The sequence below is a fragment of the Sphingobium lactosutens DS20 genome, assembly GCF_000445105.1.
In the GTDB taxonomy this organism is placed as follows: Bacteria; Pseudomonadota; Alphaproteobacteria; order Sphingomonadales; family Sphingomonadaceae; genus Sphingobium; species Sphingobium lactosutens.
Genome location: NZ_ATDP01000082.1, coordinates 31,688 through 46,373 on the forward strand (window position 1 = coordinate 31,688; position 14,686 = coordinate 46,373).

Here is a 14,686-nt window from a genome sequence, read left to right on the forward strand (position 1 = left end):
ACTCAGGGCGAACGGCTGTCAGATGGGACTCTTCGCATGACTGACGAAACCGCTCCGCCCCCGCCGCCGCCGTTCGTCGGCCCGCTGGAGGACAAGGACCGCATCTTCACCAACGTCTACGGCTTCCAGGATTGGGGCATCGACGCGGCGATGAAACGCGGCGACTGGGACAATACCAAGGCCCTGCTGGAGATGGGCCAGGACGAAATCATCAACCGCATCAAGGCATCGGGCCTGCGCGGTCGTGGCGGCGCGGGCTTCCCGACCGGCATGAAGTGGAGCTTCATGCCCAAGGAAAGCAAGGATGGCCGGCCGAGCTTCCTAGTTATCAACGCCGACGAATCCGAACCCGGTTCGTGCAAGGACCGCGAAATCATCCGTCACGATCCGCACAAGCTGATCGAAGGTGCGCTGATCGCCGGTTTCGCGATGCGCGCGCGCGCGGCCTATATCTATATCCGTGGCGAGTTCATCTACGAGGCGAAGGTCCTCTTCGCCGCCGTCGAGCAGGCCTATGCCAAGGGGTTCCTGGGCAAGAATGCCTGCGGGTCGGGCTATGATTTCGACGTGTTCGTCCATCGCGGCGCGGGCGCCTATATATGCGGCGAGGAAACCGCGCAGATCGAAAGCCTGGAGGGCAAGAAAGGCCAGCCGCGCCTGAAGCCGCCCTTCCCAGCGGGGGCGGGCCTTTATGGATGCCCGACGACGGTCAACAATGTCGAATCGATTGCGGTCGGCCCGACCATCCTGCGGCGCTCGCCCGAATGGTTCGCCTCCATCGGGCGGCCCAATAATCTGGGCACCAAGCTGTTCCAGATCAGCGGTCATGTGAACAAGCCCTGCGTGGTCGAAGAGGCCATGGGCATTCCGTTCCGCGAGCTGATCGATCGCCATTGCGGCGGCATTCGCGGCGGCTGGGACAATCTGCTGGCGGTGATCCCCGGCGGTTCGTCGGTGCCGCTGGTGCCGGCGAAGGAGATCATGGACGCGCCGATGGACTTTGACGGGCTGAAGGCGCTCGGATCGGGCCTTGGCACCGCCGCCATCATCGTCATGGACAAGTCGACCGACATCGTCCGCGCGATTTCCCGCCTGTCCTATTTCTACAAGCATGAAAGCTGCGGGCAGTGCACGCCGTGTCGCGAAGGCACGGGCTGGATGTGGCGCGTGATGGAGCGGCTGCGCACCGGCGACGCCGACCAGAGCGAAATCGACATGCTGTTCCAGGTGACCAAGCAGGTGGAAGGTCACACCATCTGCGCGCTGGGTGATGCGGCGGCCTGGCCGATCCAGGGCCTGATCCGCCATTTCCGCCCGGAGATCGAACGCCGGATCGCCGAACGCGGCGCGCCGGTGATGGAGGCTGCCGAGTGATCGAGCAGCCTGTCACCGGCTACAAGACGCTGCGGGTGTTCGGATGGGGTTTTGCCCTTATCTGGGCGGCCTTCTTCGTCACGCTGGTGTTCGCGCTGGCGGACGCGCCGTCCCTCTATGGCGAACCGATCGTCATCGCGACGCTGGTTGGGATGGTGATGGCGGTGTTCGGCGCCTACCTGACCGGGCTGGCCAAGGCTCTTGGCGTCTATCTCTATGTGGCTGGCGCGGGCATTCAGGTCATCAAGGGCTTTTTCCTGTCCCAGACATGGGGCTTTACCTGGGGCTATGCCCTGTTTCTTGTCATGTTCGTCGCGGTCGTCGCGCCGAATTGGAATCTATTCCGGGGTCGTCCCAATGCCTAAAGTCAAAGTAGACGGCGTAGAACTCGAAGTGCCGGCAGGGGCGACTGTCCTGCAGGCCTGCGAGTTGGCGGGGAAGGAAATCCCCCGTTTCTGCTATCATGAGCGGCTGTCGATCGCCGGCAATTGCCGCATGTGCCTGGTCGAGGTGAAGCCCGGGCCGCCCAAGCCGCAGGCGAGCTGCGCGCTGCCCGCCGCCGACAATCAGGAAATCTTCACCCAGACCGAAATGGTCAAGAAGGCGCGCGAGGGGGTGATGGAGTTTCTGCTCATCAACCACCCGCTCGACTGCCCGATCTGCGACCAGGGTGGCGAATGCGATTTGCAGGACCAGTCGGTCGCCTATGGTCGGGGTGGTAGCCGCTACGAAGAGAATAAGCGGGCCGTCACAGAGAAATATATGGGGCCGATCGTCAAGACGGTCATGACCCGTTGCATCCAGTGCACCCGCTGCGTGCGCTTTGCCGAGGAAGTCGCGGGCGTGCCGGAAATCGGCGCCATCTATCGCGGCGAGAACATGCAGATCACCACCTATCTGGAACATGCCGCCAAGAGCGAGCTGTCGGGCAATGTGGTGGACCTTTGCCCGGTCGGTGCGCTGACGTCCAAGCCCTATGCGTTCGAAGCGCGCCCATGGGAGCTGAAAAAGACCCATGCGATCGACGTCATGGACGCGGTGGGGACCAATATCCGCCTCGACAGTCGCGGGCGTCAGGTGCTGCGCGCCGTGCCGCGCATCAATGATGACGTGAATGAGGAATGGGCGTCGGACAAGACCCGGCACAATGTCGACGGGCTGGTGCGCAAGCGGCTCGACAAGCCATTCGTCCGTAAGGACGGCAAGCTGATCGCCGCGACATGGGAAGAGGCGTTCCAGGCGATCGCCGCTGTCCAGCATGGCGGCAGCGTCGCGGCGATCGCTGGCGACCTGCTCGATTGCGAAACGATGTTTGCAGGCAAGCTGCTCGTCGAAAAGCTGGGCGGCACCATGCTGGAAGGGCGGCAGACCGGCCTCGCCTATGATGTGTCGAGCCTGTCGTCGGTTGTGTTCAACACGCCGCTCGCTGATCTGGAGACGGCGGACGTCATATTGCTGGTCGGCACCAACCTGCGTTGGGAAGCGCCGCTGGTGAACACCCGCATCCGCAAGGCGATCAAGCGAGGCGCCAGGATTTTTGCGGTCGGACCGGAAGTCGATCTCACCTACAAGGTCGAATGGCTGGGCAATGATGCCGGGCTGCTCGCCAAGCTGCCCGAAGCCGTGCTCGATGCCTTCGGCAAAGCCGCGCGTCCGGCGATGATCGTCGGCGGCGGCGTGCTCGCCAAGGACGGGGCGCATGGCGAGACACTGGCGCTCGTCGAGACGCTGGGCCTGGTCAAGGACCAGTGGAACGGCTATAATGTCCTTCACTTCGCCGCTTCGCGCATGGGCGGGCTGATGCTGGGCTATGCGATGGATGGCGGCATCAAGGCGATGGCACAGGCCGCGCCGAAGCTGCTCTTCGCGCTTGGCGCGGACGAGGTCGATTATGCTGCGTTCGGCAGCAGCTTCAAAGTCTATATCGGCCATCATGGCGACAAGGGCGCGCATGCGGCGGACGTGATCCTGCCGGGCGCAAGCTATGCCGAAAAGCCTGGCACCTATGTCAATCTGGAAGGCCGGGTGCAGCGCGGTGAAAAGGCCGTGTTCGCGCCGGGCGATGCGCGCGAAGACTGGTCGATCCTGCGCGCCTTGTCCGATGTCATGGGCGTGACGTTGCCTTTCGATAGCTTCGAACAGTTGCGCGCTGAAATGGCCAGGGCTGTGCCGGCGCTGGGTCGGGAAGGTCTGGTCGATTTCGGCTGGTCAACGCCCAGCCTGCCCACCGGCGCGACCGGCGAGTTTGGTTCGCCGATCAAGGATTTCTACCTGACCAACGCGATCTGCCGCGCCAGTCCGACGATGCAGCAATGTTCGGCCGAACTGATCCATGGTGAAAGCTACGCGGAGGCTGCGGAATGATGGCCCCGCGTAAATCTCCGTTCGCCCTGAGCGTGTCGAAGGGCTGCACTTTTCTTGAAGAAGGACTGGGCTTCGACAGGCTCAGCCCGAACGGTTCTGGGGTCGGGGAAGCATGACCGCCTTTTTCCAAAATCTTGGCCTGCCGTTTGAAGGCGCCTGGCTGCTCTCCACCGTCATCGGCATCTTGCTGATCGCGCTGCCGGTCATGCTGGCGGTCGCCATGATCATCTATGCCGACCGCAAGATCTGGGCGGCGATGGCGTTGCGCCGCGGGCCCAACGTCGTTGGACCGTTCGGCCTGCTCCAGTCCTTCGCGGATGGCCTCAAGGTCTTTCTGCAGGAAACCATCATTCCCTCCGCCGCGAACAAGACCCTGTTCCTGATCGCGCCGATCATCACCTTCACCGTTGCGCTGATGGCCTGGGCGGTGGTGCCGTTCCAGGTGGGCGTGGTGCTGGCGGACATCAATGTCGGCCTGCTCTACATCCTCGCGATAAGTTCGCTCGGCGTCTATGGCGTCGTTTTGTCGGGCTGGGCGTCCAACTCCAAATATCCCTTCTATTCTGCAATCCGCGCCAGCGCGCAGATGATCAGCTATGAAGTCTCGATCGGCTTCATCCTGATCTGCGTCGTTCTGTGGGCGGGCAGCTTCAACCTGACCGACATCGTCGAAAGCCAGAAGGGTTATTATGGCTTTCTGAACGGCAACGGCTTCAACCCGCTGCTCTTCCCGATGGCGATCATGTTCCTGATCAGCGCCATGGCGGAAACAGCGCGTGCGCCGTTCGACCTCACTGAAGCGGAAAGTGAATTGGTCGCGGGCTATCAGACCGAATATTCGTCGATGGCCTTCGCGCTGTTCTGGCTGGGCGAATATGCCAACGTCATCCTGATGTGCGCGCTCAACGCGGTGTTGTTCTGGGGTGGTTATCTGCCGCCGTTCGACTGGGCGCCGCTCTATCTGGTGCCCGGCATCCTCTGGCTGTTCGCCAAGATCCTGTTCTTCTTCTTCGTCTTCTCCTGGGTGAAGGCGACGGTGCCCCGCTACCGCTATGACCAGCTGATGCGACTGGGCTGGAAGATCTTCCTGCCGACCTCGCTGCTGTTCGTGTTCCTGGTGTCGGGCTTCCTCATGCTGACGCGCTATGGAGGCGCACAATGAGCCTCGGTTATTACGTCAAATCCTTCACCCTCTGGGAGTTTGTGAAGGCGCACGCCCTGACCTTGAAATATTTTTTCAAGCCCAAGGCGACGATCAACTACCCCTATGAAAAGAACCCGATCTCGCCGCGGTTCCGGGGCGAGCATGCCTTGCGCCGCTATCCCAACGGCGAAGAACGCTGCATTGCATGCAAGCTTTGCGAGGCGGTGTGCCCGGCGCAGGCCATCACCATCGAGGCGCAGCCGCGCGAGGACGGCAGCCGTCGCACGACGCGCTACGACATCGACATGACCAAGTGCATCTATTGCGGTTTCTGTCAGGAAGCCTGCCCGGTGGACGCGGTCGTCGAAGGGCCGAATTTCGAATTTTCGACCGAAACCCGCGAGGAGCTGATCTACGACAAGGCCAAGCTTCTTGAAAATGGCGACAAGTGGGAACGCGCGATCGCCGCGAACCTTGCCGCCGATGCGCCCTATCGGTAATGGGCGTGCGGAATCTCCAAGAGCCGTTCGGCCCGAGTAAGGACCGAGCTTGTCGAGGTCCTGTATCGAAGGCTCTGTGCGCGTCCTTCGATACGCTGCTTCGACAAGCTCAGCAGCTACTCAGGATGAACGGGGTAGGGGCCGAGGGGGCCGAGTATATCCAATGATCCATGTAATCGCCTTTTACCTGTTTGCCACGATCGTGGTGTGCAGCGGCGCGCTGACGATCCTGTCGCGCAACCCCGTCCATTCGGTCCTGTGGTTGATCCTGGCCTTCTTCAACGCCGCTGGCCTGATGATCCTGCTGGGCGCCGAATTCATCGCGATGCTGCTCGTCATCGTCTATGTCGGCGCCGTAGCCGTGCTGTTCCTGTTCGTCGTCATGATGCTGGACATTGATTTCGCCGAATTGCGGGCGGGCTTCGTCAGCTATCTGCCCTTCGGTTTGCTGGTGGCGCTGGTCCTGCTGGCCGAAATCGTGCTGGGTATCGGCCTGTGGAGCGTCGGCCCGATCGAGCTGGCGCAGCGCGCCGGCCCGGTGAACCCGGAGCTTTCCAATATCCAGGCGATCGGTGCGCTTCTCTACACGCGCTACATCTTCCTGTTCGAAGCGGCGGGCATTGTACTGCTCGTGGCCATGATCGGCGCCATCGTCCTGACGCATCGCGCCCGCGGCGGTGTTCGTCCGCAAAATATCGCGCGCCAGAACCAGCGCCGGCCGCAGGATGCCGTGCGCAATGTCAATCAGCCCGTGGGGCAGGGGGTGGAGCTGTGATCGGCCTGCAACATTATCTGGTGGTCAGCGCCATCCTGTTCGTGATGGGGGTGCTGGGCATCTTCATCAACCGCAAGAATGTCATCATCATCCTGATGGCGATCGAGCTGATCCTGCTGAGCGTGAACATCAATCTCGTCGCGTTCAGCGCCTTTCTGGGCGACCTTGTCGGGCAGGTGTTCAGCATGTTCGTGCTGACCGTCGCGGCGGGTGAGGCGGCCATCGGCCTTGCGATCCTCGTCATCTATTTCCGCGGTCGCGGCACCATCGCCGTCGATGACATCAACCAGATGAAGGGCTGAGCCGTTTCATGATCCAGCTTATCGTCCTTCTCCCGCTGCTGGCGGCTGCCATTGCCGGCCTTGGCAACAAGGCCCTGGGCAAGCTGCCCGCCAAGATCGTAACCACTGGCGCCCTGTTCATTGCCTGCGCGATGAGCTGGATGATCTTCATCCCGTTCGTCACCGGCCAGGCCGAAGCAAGCGTAACGCCGCTCTTCACCTGGATCGAAAGCGGCAGCTTCGATGCCCAGTGGGCGCTACGCGTCGACACGATGACGGCGGTGATGCTGGTCGTCATCACCAGCGTATCCAGCCTCGTTCACCTCTATAGCTGGGGCTATATGGACGAGGAGCCGGATCAGCCGCGCTTCTTCGCCTATCTTTCGCTCTTCACCTTCGCGATGCTCATGCTCGTGACCGCGAACAATCTGTTGCAGATGTTCTTCGGCTGGGAAGGCGTGGGTCTGGCGTCCTACCTTCTCATCGGTTTCTGGTTCCGCAAGCCGTCGGCCAATGCCGCCGCGATCAAGGCGTTCGTGGTCAACCGCGTCGGCGACCTCGGCTTCATGATGGGGATTTTCGGCACCTATCTGGTGTTCAACACCATTTCGATCCCGGAAATTCTGGAAGCCGCGCCGTCGATGGCGGGTTCGACCATCGGGTTCCTGGGTCATCGTTTCGACACCATGACCGTGCTCTGCCTGCTGCTGTTCGTCGGTGCGATGGGCAAGTCGGCGCAGCTTGGCCTCCACACCTGGTTGCCCGATGCGATGGAAGGCCCGACGCCTGTGTCGGCGCTGATCCATGCCGCGACGATGGTCACGGCCGGCGTGTTCATGGTGTGTCGCCTGTCGCCGATGTTCGAAACCTCGCCCACGGCGCTCGGTTTCGTGACCTTCATCGGCGCTGCCACCTGTCTATTCGCGGCGACGGTCGGCACGGTGCAGACCGACATCAAGCGCGTCATTGCCTATTCGACCTGCTCGCAACTGGGCTATATGTTCTTCGCGGCGGGCGTCGGCGCCTATGGCGCGGCAATGTTCCACCTCTTCACGCACGCCTTCTTCAAGGCGCTGTTGTTCCTGGGCGCGGGCTCTGTCATCCATGCGATGCACCATGAACAGGACATGCGCTATTATGGTGGGTTGCGTAAAAGCATCCCCATCACCTTCTGGACGATGACTCTCGGCACGCTGGCGATCACCGGCGTCGGCATCCCGCTCGTGGGCGTTGGCTTTGCCGGCTTCTATTCGAAGGACGGCATCCTGGAAGCGGCCTTCGCGGCCGGGGGAGCAGGCGTCGGGGCCTATTATGTCGGCGTATTCGCGGCATTGCTCACCAGCTTCTACAGCTGGCGCCTGGTGTTCCTGACCTTCTTCGGCAAACCGCGCTGGGCCGCGTCGGAACATATCCAGCATGCGCTTCACGATGCGCATGGGCATGACGATCATGATACGCACGGCCACGGGTCGGAACATGATAATGCGCCTGCGCAGGAAGATGCCGGGGACGAGCCGCATGCGCATGGCGCCGCGGCGCATACCTTGCCTACGGGAACCGGCGGCTATCATCCGCATGAAAGCGGCCTAGTGATGCTGATCCCGCTGATCGTGCTGAGCTTGGGCGCGGTCTTTGCCGGCTTCGTCTTCCATGATCAGTTCATCGGCGCGGAAGGCGGCGTGGAGTTCTGGAAGGGGGCACTCGCCTTCAACAGCCATCTCATGCACGCTGCCCATGCGGTTCCGACCTGGGTCAAGTTCGGTCCCTTCACGGTGATGGCGATTGGGCTGCTGATCGCGTGGCTTGCCTACATCAAGAACACCGACTGGCCGCAGCGCTTCGTCTCGACCTTCGGTGCGCTCTACCAGTTCCTGCTGAATAAATGGTATTTTGACGAACTGTATCACTTCCTGTTCGTCAGGCCTGCCTTTGCCATCGGCCGCTTCTTCTGGAAGTTCGGGGATGTCGGCTTCATTGACCGCTTCGGACCGAATGGCCTGGCTGCGCTGGTCGTGCAGGGCAACAAGATCACGCGTCGGATTCAGTCCGGCTACCTTTACACTTACGCGCTGGTGATGCTGATTGGCCTCGCCGCAGCCGCAACCTGGGCGATGACACGATAATGGACGGCTTCCCCATCCTTTCCCTGATGATGGCAGTGCCGATGGCGGGGGCCATCGCCTGTCTCTTCGCGGGCGCAAACAGCGCACGCTGGATCGCATTGATCGCGACGCTGGTCGATTTGCTGCTCGGCATCGTGCTCTGGGCGAATTTCGACCAGGCCGGCACGGCCGCCCAATGGCAGTTCCAGGAATATGCCCCGATCTTCGGGCGCTTTGCCTGGGCGCTGGGTATTGATGGCATCGCGTTGATGCTGATCGTCTTGACCGTCTTCCTGATGCCGATCTGCATTGGCGCGAGCTGGCAGGCGATTCAGAAGCGCGTCGGCGAATATATGGCGGCGTTCCTGTTCATGGAGGTGCTGATGATCGGCGTCTTCACGGCACAGGACATCTATCTCTTCTACGTGATGTTCGAAGCCGGGCTCATTCCGATGTATCTTATCATCGGTATCTGGGGCGGCGCGGATCGCATCTACGCGAGCTACAAATTCTTCCTCTACACGCTGCTCGGCTCGGTTCTGATGCTGATCGCGATGATGTGGATGGTCCATGAAGCCGGCACGACCGAAATCCCGGCGCTGATGGCCTATAATTTTGCTCCGGGCGCGCAGACCTGGCTGTTCCTGGCCTTCTTCGCCAGCTTCGCGGTCAAGATGCCGATGTGGCCGGTCCACACCTGGCTGCCCGACGCGCACGTGCAGGCGCCGACCGCAGGGTCGGTCATTCTGGCGGGCGTGTTGCTGAAGATGGGGGGCTACGGCTTTATCCGCTTTTCGCTGCCGATGTTCCCGGAGGCGTCGGCGCAGCTGGCCTGGCTGGTCTGGGGCCTTTCGATGGTCGCGGTGGTCTATACCAGCCTCGTCGCGCTCGTGCAGTCGGACATGAAGAAGCTGATCGCTTATTCATCGGTCGCGCATATGGCGATCGTGACGGTTGGCCTGTTCGCCTTCAACCAGGCGGGTATCGAAGGCGCGATGATGGTCATGCTCGGCCACGGCTTGGTGTCGGGCGCATTATTCCTCTGCGTCGGCGTCATTTACGATCGTCTCCATACCCGTGAGATCAGCCGCTATGGTGGCCTCAGCATCAACATGCCCAAATATGCGGTGCTGTTCCTGCTGTTCACCATGGCGTCGGTCGGTTTGCCGGGCACATCGAACTTCGTCGGTGAATTCCTGTCGCTGATGGGCATTTACCAGGCGTCGAGCTGGGTTGCACTGGTCTGCACCACGGGCATCATCCTGGGCGCGGCCTATATGCTCTACCTCTATCGCCGCATCGCCTATGGTGAGCAGGTCAATGCCGATGCGGCAGCGATGCCTGACCTGTCGATGCGCGAAATTGCGCTATTGGCCCCGATCGCCGCGGCGGTGCTGTGGATGGGTGTTTATCCCGAAAGCTTCCTCGCGCCGATGCGATCCGATATTCGCGCGCTCGAAGCGCGCCTCGCTCCTGCGGCGCCCGCAGGTGATTCCCATATCAAGATGGGCGCGGCGATGCCTGCTGGCGGCGCCACCCATGAAGAAGCAAGCGCGCACGGGGAGGCGCACTGATGATTGAATCCGCTTCCCTTCTGGCCGTCGCGCCGGAATTGGTCCTGACCGTTGGCGGTCTGGTGCTCATGCTCGTGGCCGCCTGGGGCGGAGAAGCGAGCAGTCGTTTTGTGAACTGGCTCGCTGTGCTGACGCTGGCGATTGCGGGCTTGGCTCTGTCGACATCGCTGGCCAACGGGCCGGTTGCTTTCGACGGCCTGGTTCGGGCAGACGCGTTCTCCGCGTTTGCCAAGGGCATGATCTACGCAGCCGCTGCTGCCGCCATCCTTCTTGCCCCCCGCTATTTTCAGGCGGACGGAAAGGAGCGGCCCGAATATCCGGTGCTGATCCTTTTCAGCGCCATCGGCATGGGCATGATGGTGTCCGCCGGCGACCTTCTGACCCTCTATGTCGGGCTGGAAATGCAGAGCCTTGCCGCCTATGTGCTGGCCAGCTTCATGCGCCAGGATGCGCGCTCGTCTGAAGCGGGCCTCAAATATTTCGTGCTGGGTTCGCTGGCGAGTGGCATCCTGCTCTATGGCGCGGCGCTGCTGTACGGCTTTACCGGCACGACCGCCTTGGACGGTATTGCGGTTGCCATGGGTGATGGCGTGTCGAACGGCGAACTGTTCGGCATGGTGTTCCTGCTGGCCGGCCTTGCCTTCAAGATGAGCGCGGTGCCGTTCCATATGTGGACGCCCGACGTCTATGAAGGCGCGCCCACCCCGGTCACCACCTTCTTCGGCAGCGCGCCCAAGGTAGCCGCCATGGCGCTGGCTGTCCGCGTCGCGATCGAAGCGCTCGGCCCGGCGGGCCTCGACTGGCAGCAAATTGTGATTTTCGTTGCACTGGCATCCATCATCCTTGGCGCCGTCGCGGCGATCGGCCAGTCGAACATCAAGCGGCTGATGGCCTATTCGTCGATCAACAATGTCGGGTTTGCGCTGATCGGCCTTGCCGCCGGCACGCCGGCTGGCGTTGCCGCAACCATGAGCTACATGGCGATCTATGTCGTCATGACCATTGGCGCCTTCGCCTGCATCCTGCAGATGCGTGACGCGCAGGGACGCCCCGTCGAAACGATCGCCAGCTTGGCCGGCCTGTCGCAGTCGCGCAAAGGGCTGGCGGCCGCCTTCGCGATCTTCATGTTCTCGATGGCGGGTATCCCGCCGCTCTTCGGCTTCTGGGCGAAGTTCCTGGTGTTCGACGCCGCTGTGGCCGCTGATCTGACCGCGCTAGCAGCCTTTGGTATCGCGGCATCGGTGATTGGCGCCTTCTATTATCTCAAGATTATCAAGACGATCTATTTTGACGAGCCTGCCGCCGCTTATGAAGCAAAGGGTGGGATGGTTGAAAATGTCATCCTGACCGCTTGCGCAGTCGTGATCGTCTTTGGTTATCTGCTGAACCCCGCGCTCGATGCTGTCAGCGCCGCCGCCGCGGCGTCGCTCTTCTGACATTGATCCGCTTCGTCGCCGAAACCGGCTCCACCAATGCCGATATGCTGGCTTTGGCGGAGCAGGGCGCGGCCGAAGGCAGCTGGCTGCGCGCCGGCAGGCAAAACGGCGGGCGCGGGCGGATGGGCCGGCATTGGGAAAGTCCGGCCGGCAATCTCCATGCGTCCACTCTGGTTCGCCTGACAGCGGGAGATCCGCCAGCGCATAGTTTGGCGCTGGTCGCTGCCAATGCGGTCCATGCGCTGATTGCACCGCTGTGCGCCGGGAACGCCCGGATCAAATGGCCCAACGACATATTGGTCGATGGCGCAAAGATCGCCGGCATATTGCTGGAGCGCGCAGGGGACGCAGTCATTGTCGGGATCGGCGTCAACGTCACCGGCTACCCCGAAGGACTGGATCGTCCTGTCACGAGCCTGCATGCGCAGGGCGCGAGCGAAGCCGAAGCCGGCGACCTGATAGAGCGCCTCGCTCCATTATTCGCGCACTGGTTGTCCGTCTGGCGCGCGCATGGGCTGGACCCTGTGAGGACGCACTGGCTGCTCAACGCGCATTCCCGGGGGACCGCGATGCGCGTGCTCCAGCCGGATGGAGAGCAGGTGGATGGGACTTTCGACACGCTGGATCGCCAGGGTATGCTGATCCTTCGCTTGGCGGATGGGCAGAGCCGTGCCATTCACGCGGGCGACATCATCCTCAATTGAAGGATCGGACCATGCTTCTCGCGATCGACGCGGGCAATACCAACGTCGTGTTCGCCCTGCTGGAGGGCAGCACGATCAAGGCGCGCTGGCGGATTGCGACCGATCCGCGCCGCACGGCCGACGAATATGCCGTATGGCTTAACCAGCTTCTGATGCTGGAAGGCTTCACGATTGCCGATGTCGATGCGGTCATCATCGCGACCGTGGTGCCCCGGGCACTGCATAATCTACAAGTGCTGGCCGACAAATATTTTAAGACGACGGCGTTGATCGCCGGGCAGAGCGCAGTGCCATGGGGCATCCGTCTCGATGTGGCGGAACCGGCCTCCGTTGGTGCGGACCGGGTTGTAAACGCAATCGCCGCCCACCATCTCTATGCCGAAGATTTGATCGTTATTGATTTCGGCACGGCCACGACGTTTGACGTCGTCGATTATACCGGCGCGTATAAAGGCGGTATTATTGCCCCTGGCATCAACTTGTCACTCGATGCCCTGGTCGCTGCAGCGGCCAAGCTCCCTAAGATTGCCATCGCGCCGCCGGAAAGCCGATCGGTGATTGGCCGGACGACAGAGGCGCAGATGCATATCGGGGTTTTCTGGGGATATGTGGCGATGATGGAAGGTCTGGTCGCGCGCATCCGCTCGGAGATCGGCCGACCCGCAAAAGTGATTTCGACCGGGGGCCTGGCGGTCCTCTTCAATGATAATAGCGATATTTTCGATGCGATAGCGCCTGACCTGACAATTCAGGGCCTGGCGCTGTTGTACGAACGGAGTTTGAATAAAGAATGACACCTGGAAATGAGTTGCTCTTCCTGGCCCTTGGTGGGTCGGGGGAGATTGGGATGAACGTCAATCTCTATGGCTGCCAAGGTAAATGGGTGATGGTCGATCTTGGCCTCACTTTTGCCGACCCGGCCTATCCTGGCGTGGAACTGATCCTGCCGGACCTCAGCTTCATCGAGGAGCGGCGCGACGATCTGCTCGGCATCGTGCTGACGCATGGGCATGAAGATCATATCGGCGCGATCCCCTATCTGGCGGCCGATCTTGGCGTGCCGCTCTATGCAACGCCCTTCACGGCCGGGCTGATCCGACTGAAACTGGAGGAAGAAGGACTGAGCGATGACGTCGAACTGAATGTCATCGATAATGAAGGCAGTTTCGCACTTGGTCCCTTCGGCTTTCGCTATGTTCCGCTGGCGCACTCCATTCCGGAGGGCAATGCGGTCCTGATCGATACGCCTTATGGGCGCATATTCCACACCGGCGACTGGAAGCTGGATGAGCGGCCTTTGCTGGGGCAACCGTCCACGCCCGAGGAATTGACGGCTATCGGAGATGACGGCGTGCTCGCGCTGGTGTGCGACAGCACCAATGTCTTCAATTCAGAGGCGAGCGGATCGGAAGGTGATGTCCGCGAAGGTTTGATGCAGACTGTCGCCAGCGCGAAAGGTCGTGTTCTGGTGACGACCTTCGCGTCCAATGCCGCGCGCTTGCAGACATTGGGCGAGGTGGCCAACGCGGCAGGTCGCAAATTGTGCGTCGCCGGCCGTTCGCTTGACCGGATTATCGGCACAGCGAAGGCTGCGGGCTATTTGAAGGACTTTCCGCCGACCGTTGACTGGGACGATGCGATGGCACTGCCGCGCAGCGAGGTGATGATCATCGCAACCGGCGGGCAGGGGGAGGCCCGGGCAGCGCTGTCGCGCATTGCCTTCAACAGCCATCCGATCAAACTGGCGGAAGGCGACATGGTCATCTTTTCGTCTAAGCAGATCCCTGGAAACGAGATCGCGATTGGCCGCATCCAGAACGCGTTGGCGACCGCCGGCGTTCTGATGGTTACCGATCGCCAGGCCGAGGTGCATGTATCCGGCCATCCTGGTCGTCCCGAACTGGAGGCGATGTATCGCTGGATCCGGCCGGAGATATTGCTGCCGGTCCATGGCGAACGCCGGCACATGGCGGAACAGGCGCGGCTTGGCCTCGCATCGGGTATTCGCCATGCGCCGGTTCAGTCCAATGGCGATATGCTGCGTCTGGCGCCCGGCGCGCCGGAGATTATCGGGCGGCAGGATACGGGCCGGCTGGTGCTGGATGGCGACGTCATCCTGCCTGCGGACGGAGCGACCATCAACGAGCGTCGCAAGCTCGGCCTTCATGGCCAGATCAGCGTTGCGGTGGCGATCGATCGCAAGGGCAAGTTGATCGGGACGCCTGTGTTGCGAACCCAGGGTGTGCCCGTTGAAGAAGATAAGGCGGCTTTCCTGGAAGAGGCAGCGCAGGAAGCCGGATCGGTGATGGCTAAAGGATCTCAGGAAGACGAAGCCTTGCGGGAGCGCATTCGCCTGGCGGTGCGGCGGACGGCAACACGCTGGACCGGCAAGAAGCCTCTGGTGGACGTGCTACTTATTCGGGCCTAATGAC

At 61.7% G+C, this 14,686-nt stretch carries 13 protein-coding genes; all 13 read left to right on the plus strand.

Annotation, left to right across the window (positions count from 1 at the left end; translation table 11 throughout):
• Positions 1-36 precede the first annotated feature (36 nt).
• Positions 37-1,374, plus strand: a complete 1,338-nt coding sequence (nuoF, locus tag RLDS_RS38460) for an NADH-quinone oxidoreductase subunit NuoF (protein ID WP_021225746.1) — start codon at positions 37-39, stop codon at positions 1,372-1,374.
• Positions 1,371-1,739, plus strand: a complete 369-nt coding sequence (locus tag RLDS_RS38465) for a hypothetical protein (RefSeq protein ID WP_021225747.1) — start codon at positions 1,371-1,373, stop codon at positions 1,737-1,739. Before nuoF ends, RLDS_RS38465 begins: the two co-directional genes overlap by 4 nt.
• Positions 1,732-3,738 carry an NADH-quinone oxidoreductase subunit NuoG gene (gene nuoG / locus RLDS_RS38470; protein WP_031297958.1) on the plus strand — a complete coding sequence of 669 codons (2,007 nt, stop codon included), beginning with the start codon at positions 1,732-1,734 and terminating at the stop codon, positions 3,736-3,738. Before RLDS_RS38465 ends, nuoG begins: the two co-directional genes overlap by 8 nt.
• Positions 3,739-3,850: 112 nt before the next feature.
• Entirely contained in the window at positions 3,851-4,900 is a 1,050-nt protein-coding gene (gene nuoH / locus RLDS_RS38475) for an NADH-quinone oxidoreductase subunit NuoH (RefSeq protein WP_021225749.1), read from the plus strand.
• The gene (gene nuoI, locus RLDS_RS38480; RefSeq protein WP_021225750.1) at positions 4,897-5,382 is read left to right on the plus strand and encodes an NADH-quinone oxidoreductase subunit NuoI; all 486 of its coding nucleotides are present in this window, start codon (positions 4,897-4,899) and stop codon (positions 5,380-5,382) included. Before nuoH ends, nuoI begins: the two co-directional genes overlap by 4 nt.
• Positions 5,383-5,545: 163 nt before the next feature.
• Positions 5,546-6,157: an NADH-quinone oxidoreductase subunit J gene (locus RLDS_RS38485; protein WP_021225751.1), complete on the plus strand. Its 612-nt coding sequence runs from the start codon at positions 5,546-5,548 to the stop codon at positions 6,155-6,157.
• Positions 6,154-6,459: an NADH-quinone oxidoreductase subunit NuoK gene (gene nuoK, locus RLDS_RS38490; RefSeq protein ID WP_009821720.1), complete on the plus strand. Its 306-nt coding sequence runs from the start codon at positions 6,154-6,156 to the stop codon at positions 6,457-6,459. The genes RLDS_RS38485 and nuoK overlap by 4 nt, the downstream gene beginning before the upstream one ends.
• A gap of 8 nt (positions 6,460-6,467) precedes the next feature.
• Positions 6,468-8,561 carry an NADH-quinone oxidoreductase subunit L gene (gene nuoL, locus RLDS_RS38495; RefSeq protein WP_021225752.1) on the plus strand — a complete coding sequence of 698 codons (2,094 nt, stop codon included), beginning with the start codon at positions 6,468-6,470 and terminating at the stop codon, positions 8,559-8,561.
• Complete coding sequence (locus tag RLDS_RS38500; protein ID WP_021225753.1) at positions 8,561-10,114, plus strand: NADH-quinone oxidoreductase subunit M; 1,554 nt, start codon at positions 8,561-8,563, stop codon at positions 10,112-10,114. The genes nuoL and RLDS_RS38500 overlap by 1 nt, the downstream gene beginning before the upstream one ends.
• Positions 10,114-11,550 carry an NADH-quinone oxidoreductase subunit NuoN gene (gene nuoN / locus RLDS_RS38505; RefSeq protein WP_021225754.1) on the plus strand — a complete coding sequence of 479 codons (1,437 nt, stop codon included), beginning with the start codon at positions 10,114-10,116 and terminating at the stop codon, positions 11,548-11,550. The genes RLDS_RS38500 and nuoN overlap by 1 nt, the downstream gene beginning before the upstream one ends.
• A 2-nt stretch (positions 11,551-11,552) precedes the next feature.
• Entirely contained in the window at positions 11,553-12,254 is a 702-nt protein-coding gene (locus RLDS_RS38510) for a biotin--[acetyl-CoA-carboxylase] ligase (RefSeq protein ID WP_021225755.1), read from the plus strand.
• An 11-nt stretch (positions 12,255-12,265) separates the two neighbouring features.
• A complete protein-coding gene (locus RLDS_RS38515; protein ID WP_021225756.1) occupies positions 12,266-13,048 on the plus strand; it encodes a type III pantothenate kinase in 783 nt (260 codons plus the stop codon).
• Positions 13,045-14,682, plus strand: a complete 1,638-nt coding sequence (locus RLDS_RS38520) for a ribonuclease J (RefSeq protein ID WP_031297963.1) — start codon at positions 13,045-13,047, stop codon at positions 14,680-14,682. The genes RLDS_RS38515 and RLDS_RS38520 overlap by 4 nt, the downstream gene beginning before the upstream one ends.
• The last annotated feature ends 4 nt before the right edge of the window (positions 14,683-14,686 follow it).

Bases quoted from the DNA above. Each gene is read 5' to 3' on its own strand.
- RLDS_RS38485 (WP_021225751.1), top strand. From the start codon at position 5,546: ATGATCCATGTAATCGCCTTTTACCTGTTTGCCACGATCGTGGTGTGC.
- nuoN (WP_021225754.1), top strand. From the start codon at position 10,114: ATGATTGAATCCGCTTCCCTTCTGGCCGTCGCGCCGGAATTGGTCCTG.
- RLDS_RS38500 (WP_021225753.1), top strand. From the start codon at position 8,561: ATGGACGGCTTCCCCATCCTTTCCCTGATGATGGCAGTGCCGATGGCG.
- nuoI (WP_021225750.1), top strand. From the start codon at position 4,897: ATGAGCCTCGGTTATTACGTCAAATCCTTCACCCTCTGGGAGTTTGTG.
- RLDS_RS38515 (WP_021225756.1), top strand. From the start codon at position 12,266: ATGCTTCTCGCGATCGACGCGGGCAATACCAACGTCGTGTTCGCCCTG.
- nuoH (WP_021225749.1), top strand. From the start codon at position 3,851: ATGACCGCCTTTTTCCAAAATCTTGGCCTGCCGTTTGAAGGCGCCTGG.
- nuoG (WP_031297958.1), top strand. From the start codon at position 1,732: ATGCCTAAAGTCAAAGTAGACGGCGTAGAACTCGAAGTGCCGGCAGGG.
- nuoF (WP_021225746.1), top strand. From the start codon at position 37: ATGACTGACGAAACCGCTCCGCCCCCGCCGCCGCCGTTCGTCGGCCCG.
- nuoL (WP_021225752.1), top strand. From the start codon at position 6,468: ATGATCCAGCTTATCGTCCTTCTCCCGCTGCTGGCGGCTGCCATTGCC.
- RLDS_RS38520 (WP_031297963.1), top strand. From the start codon at position 13,045: ATGACACCTGGAAATGAGTTGCTCTTCCTGGCCCTTGGTGGGTCGGGG.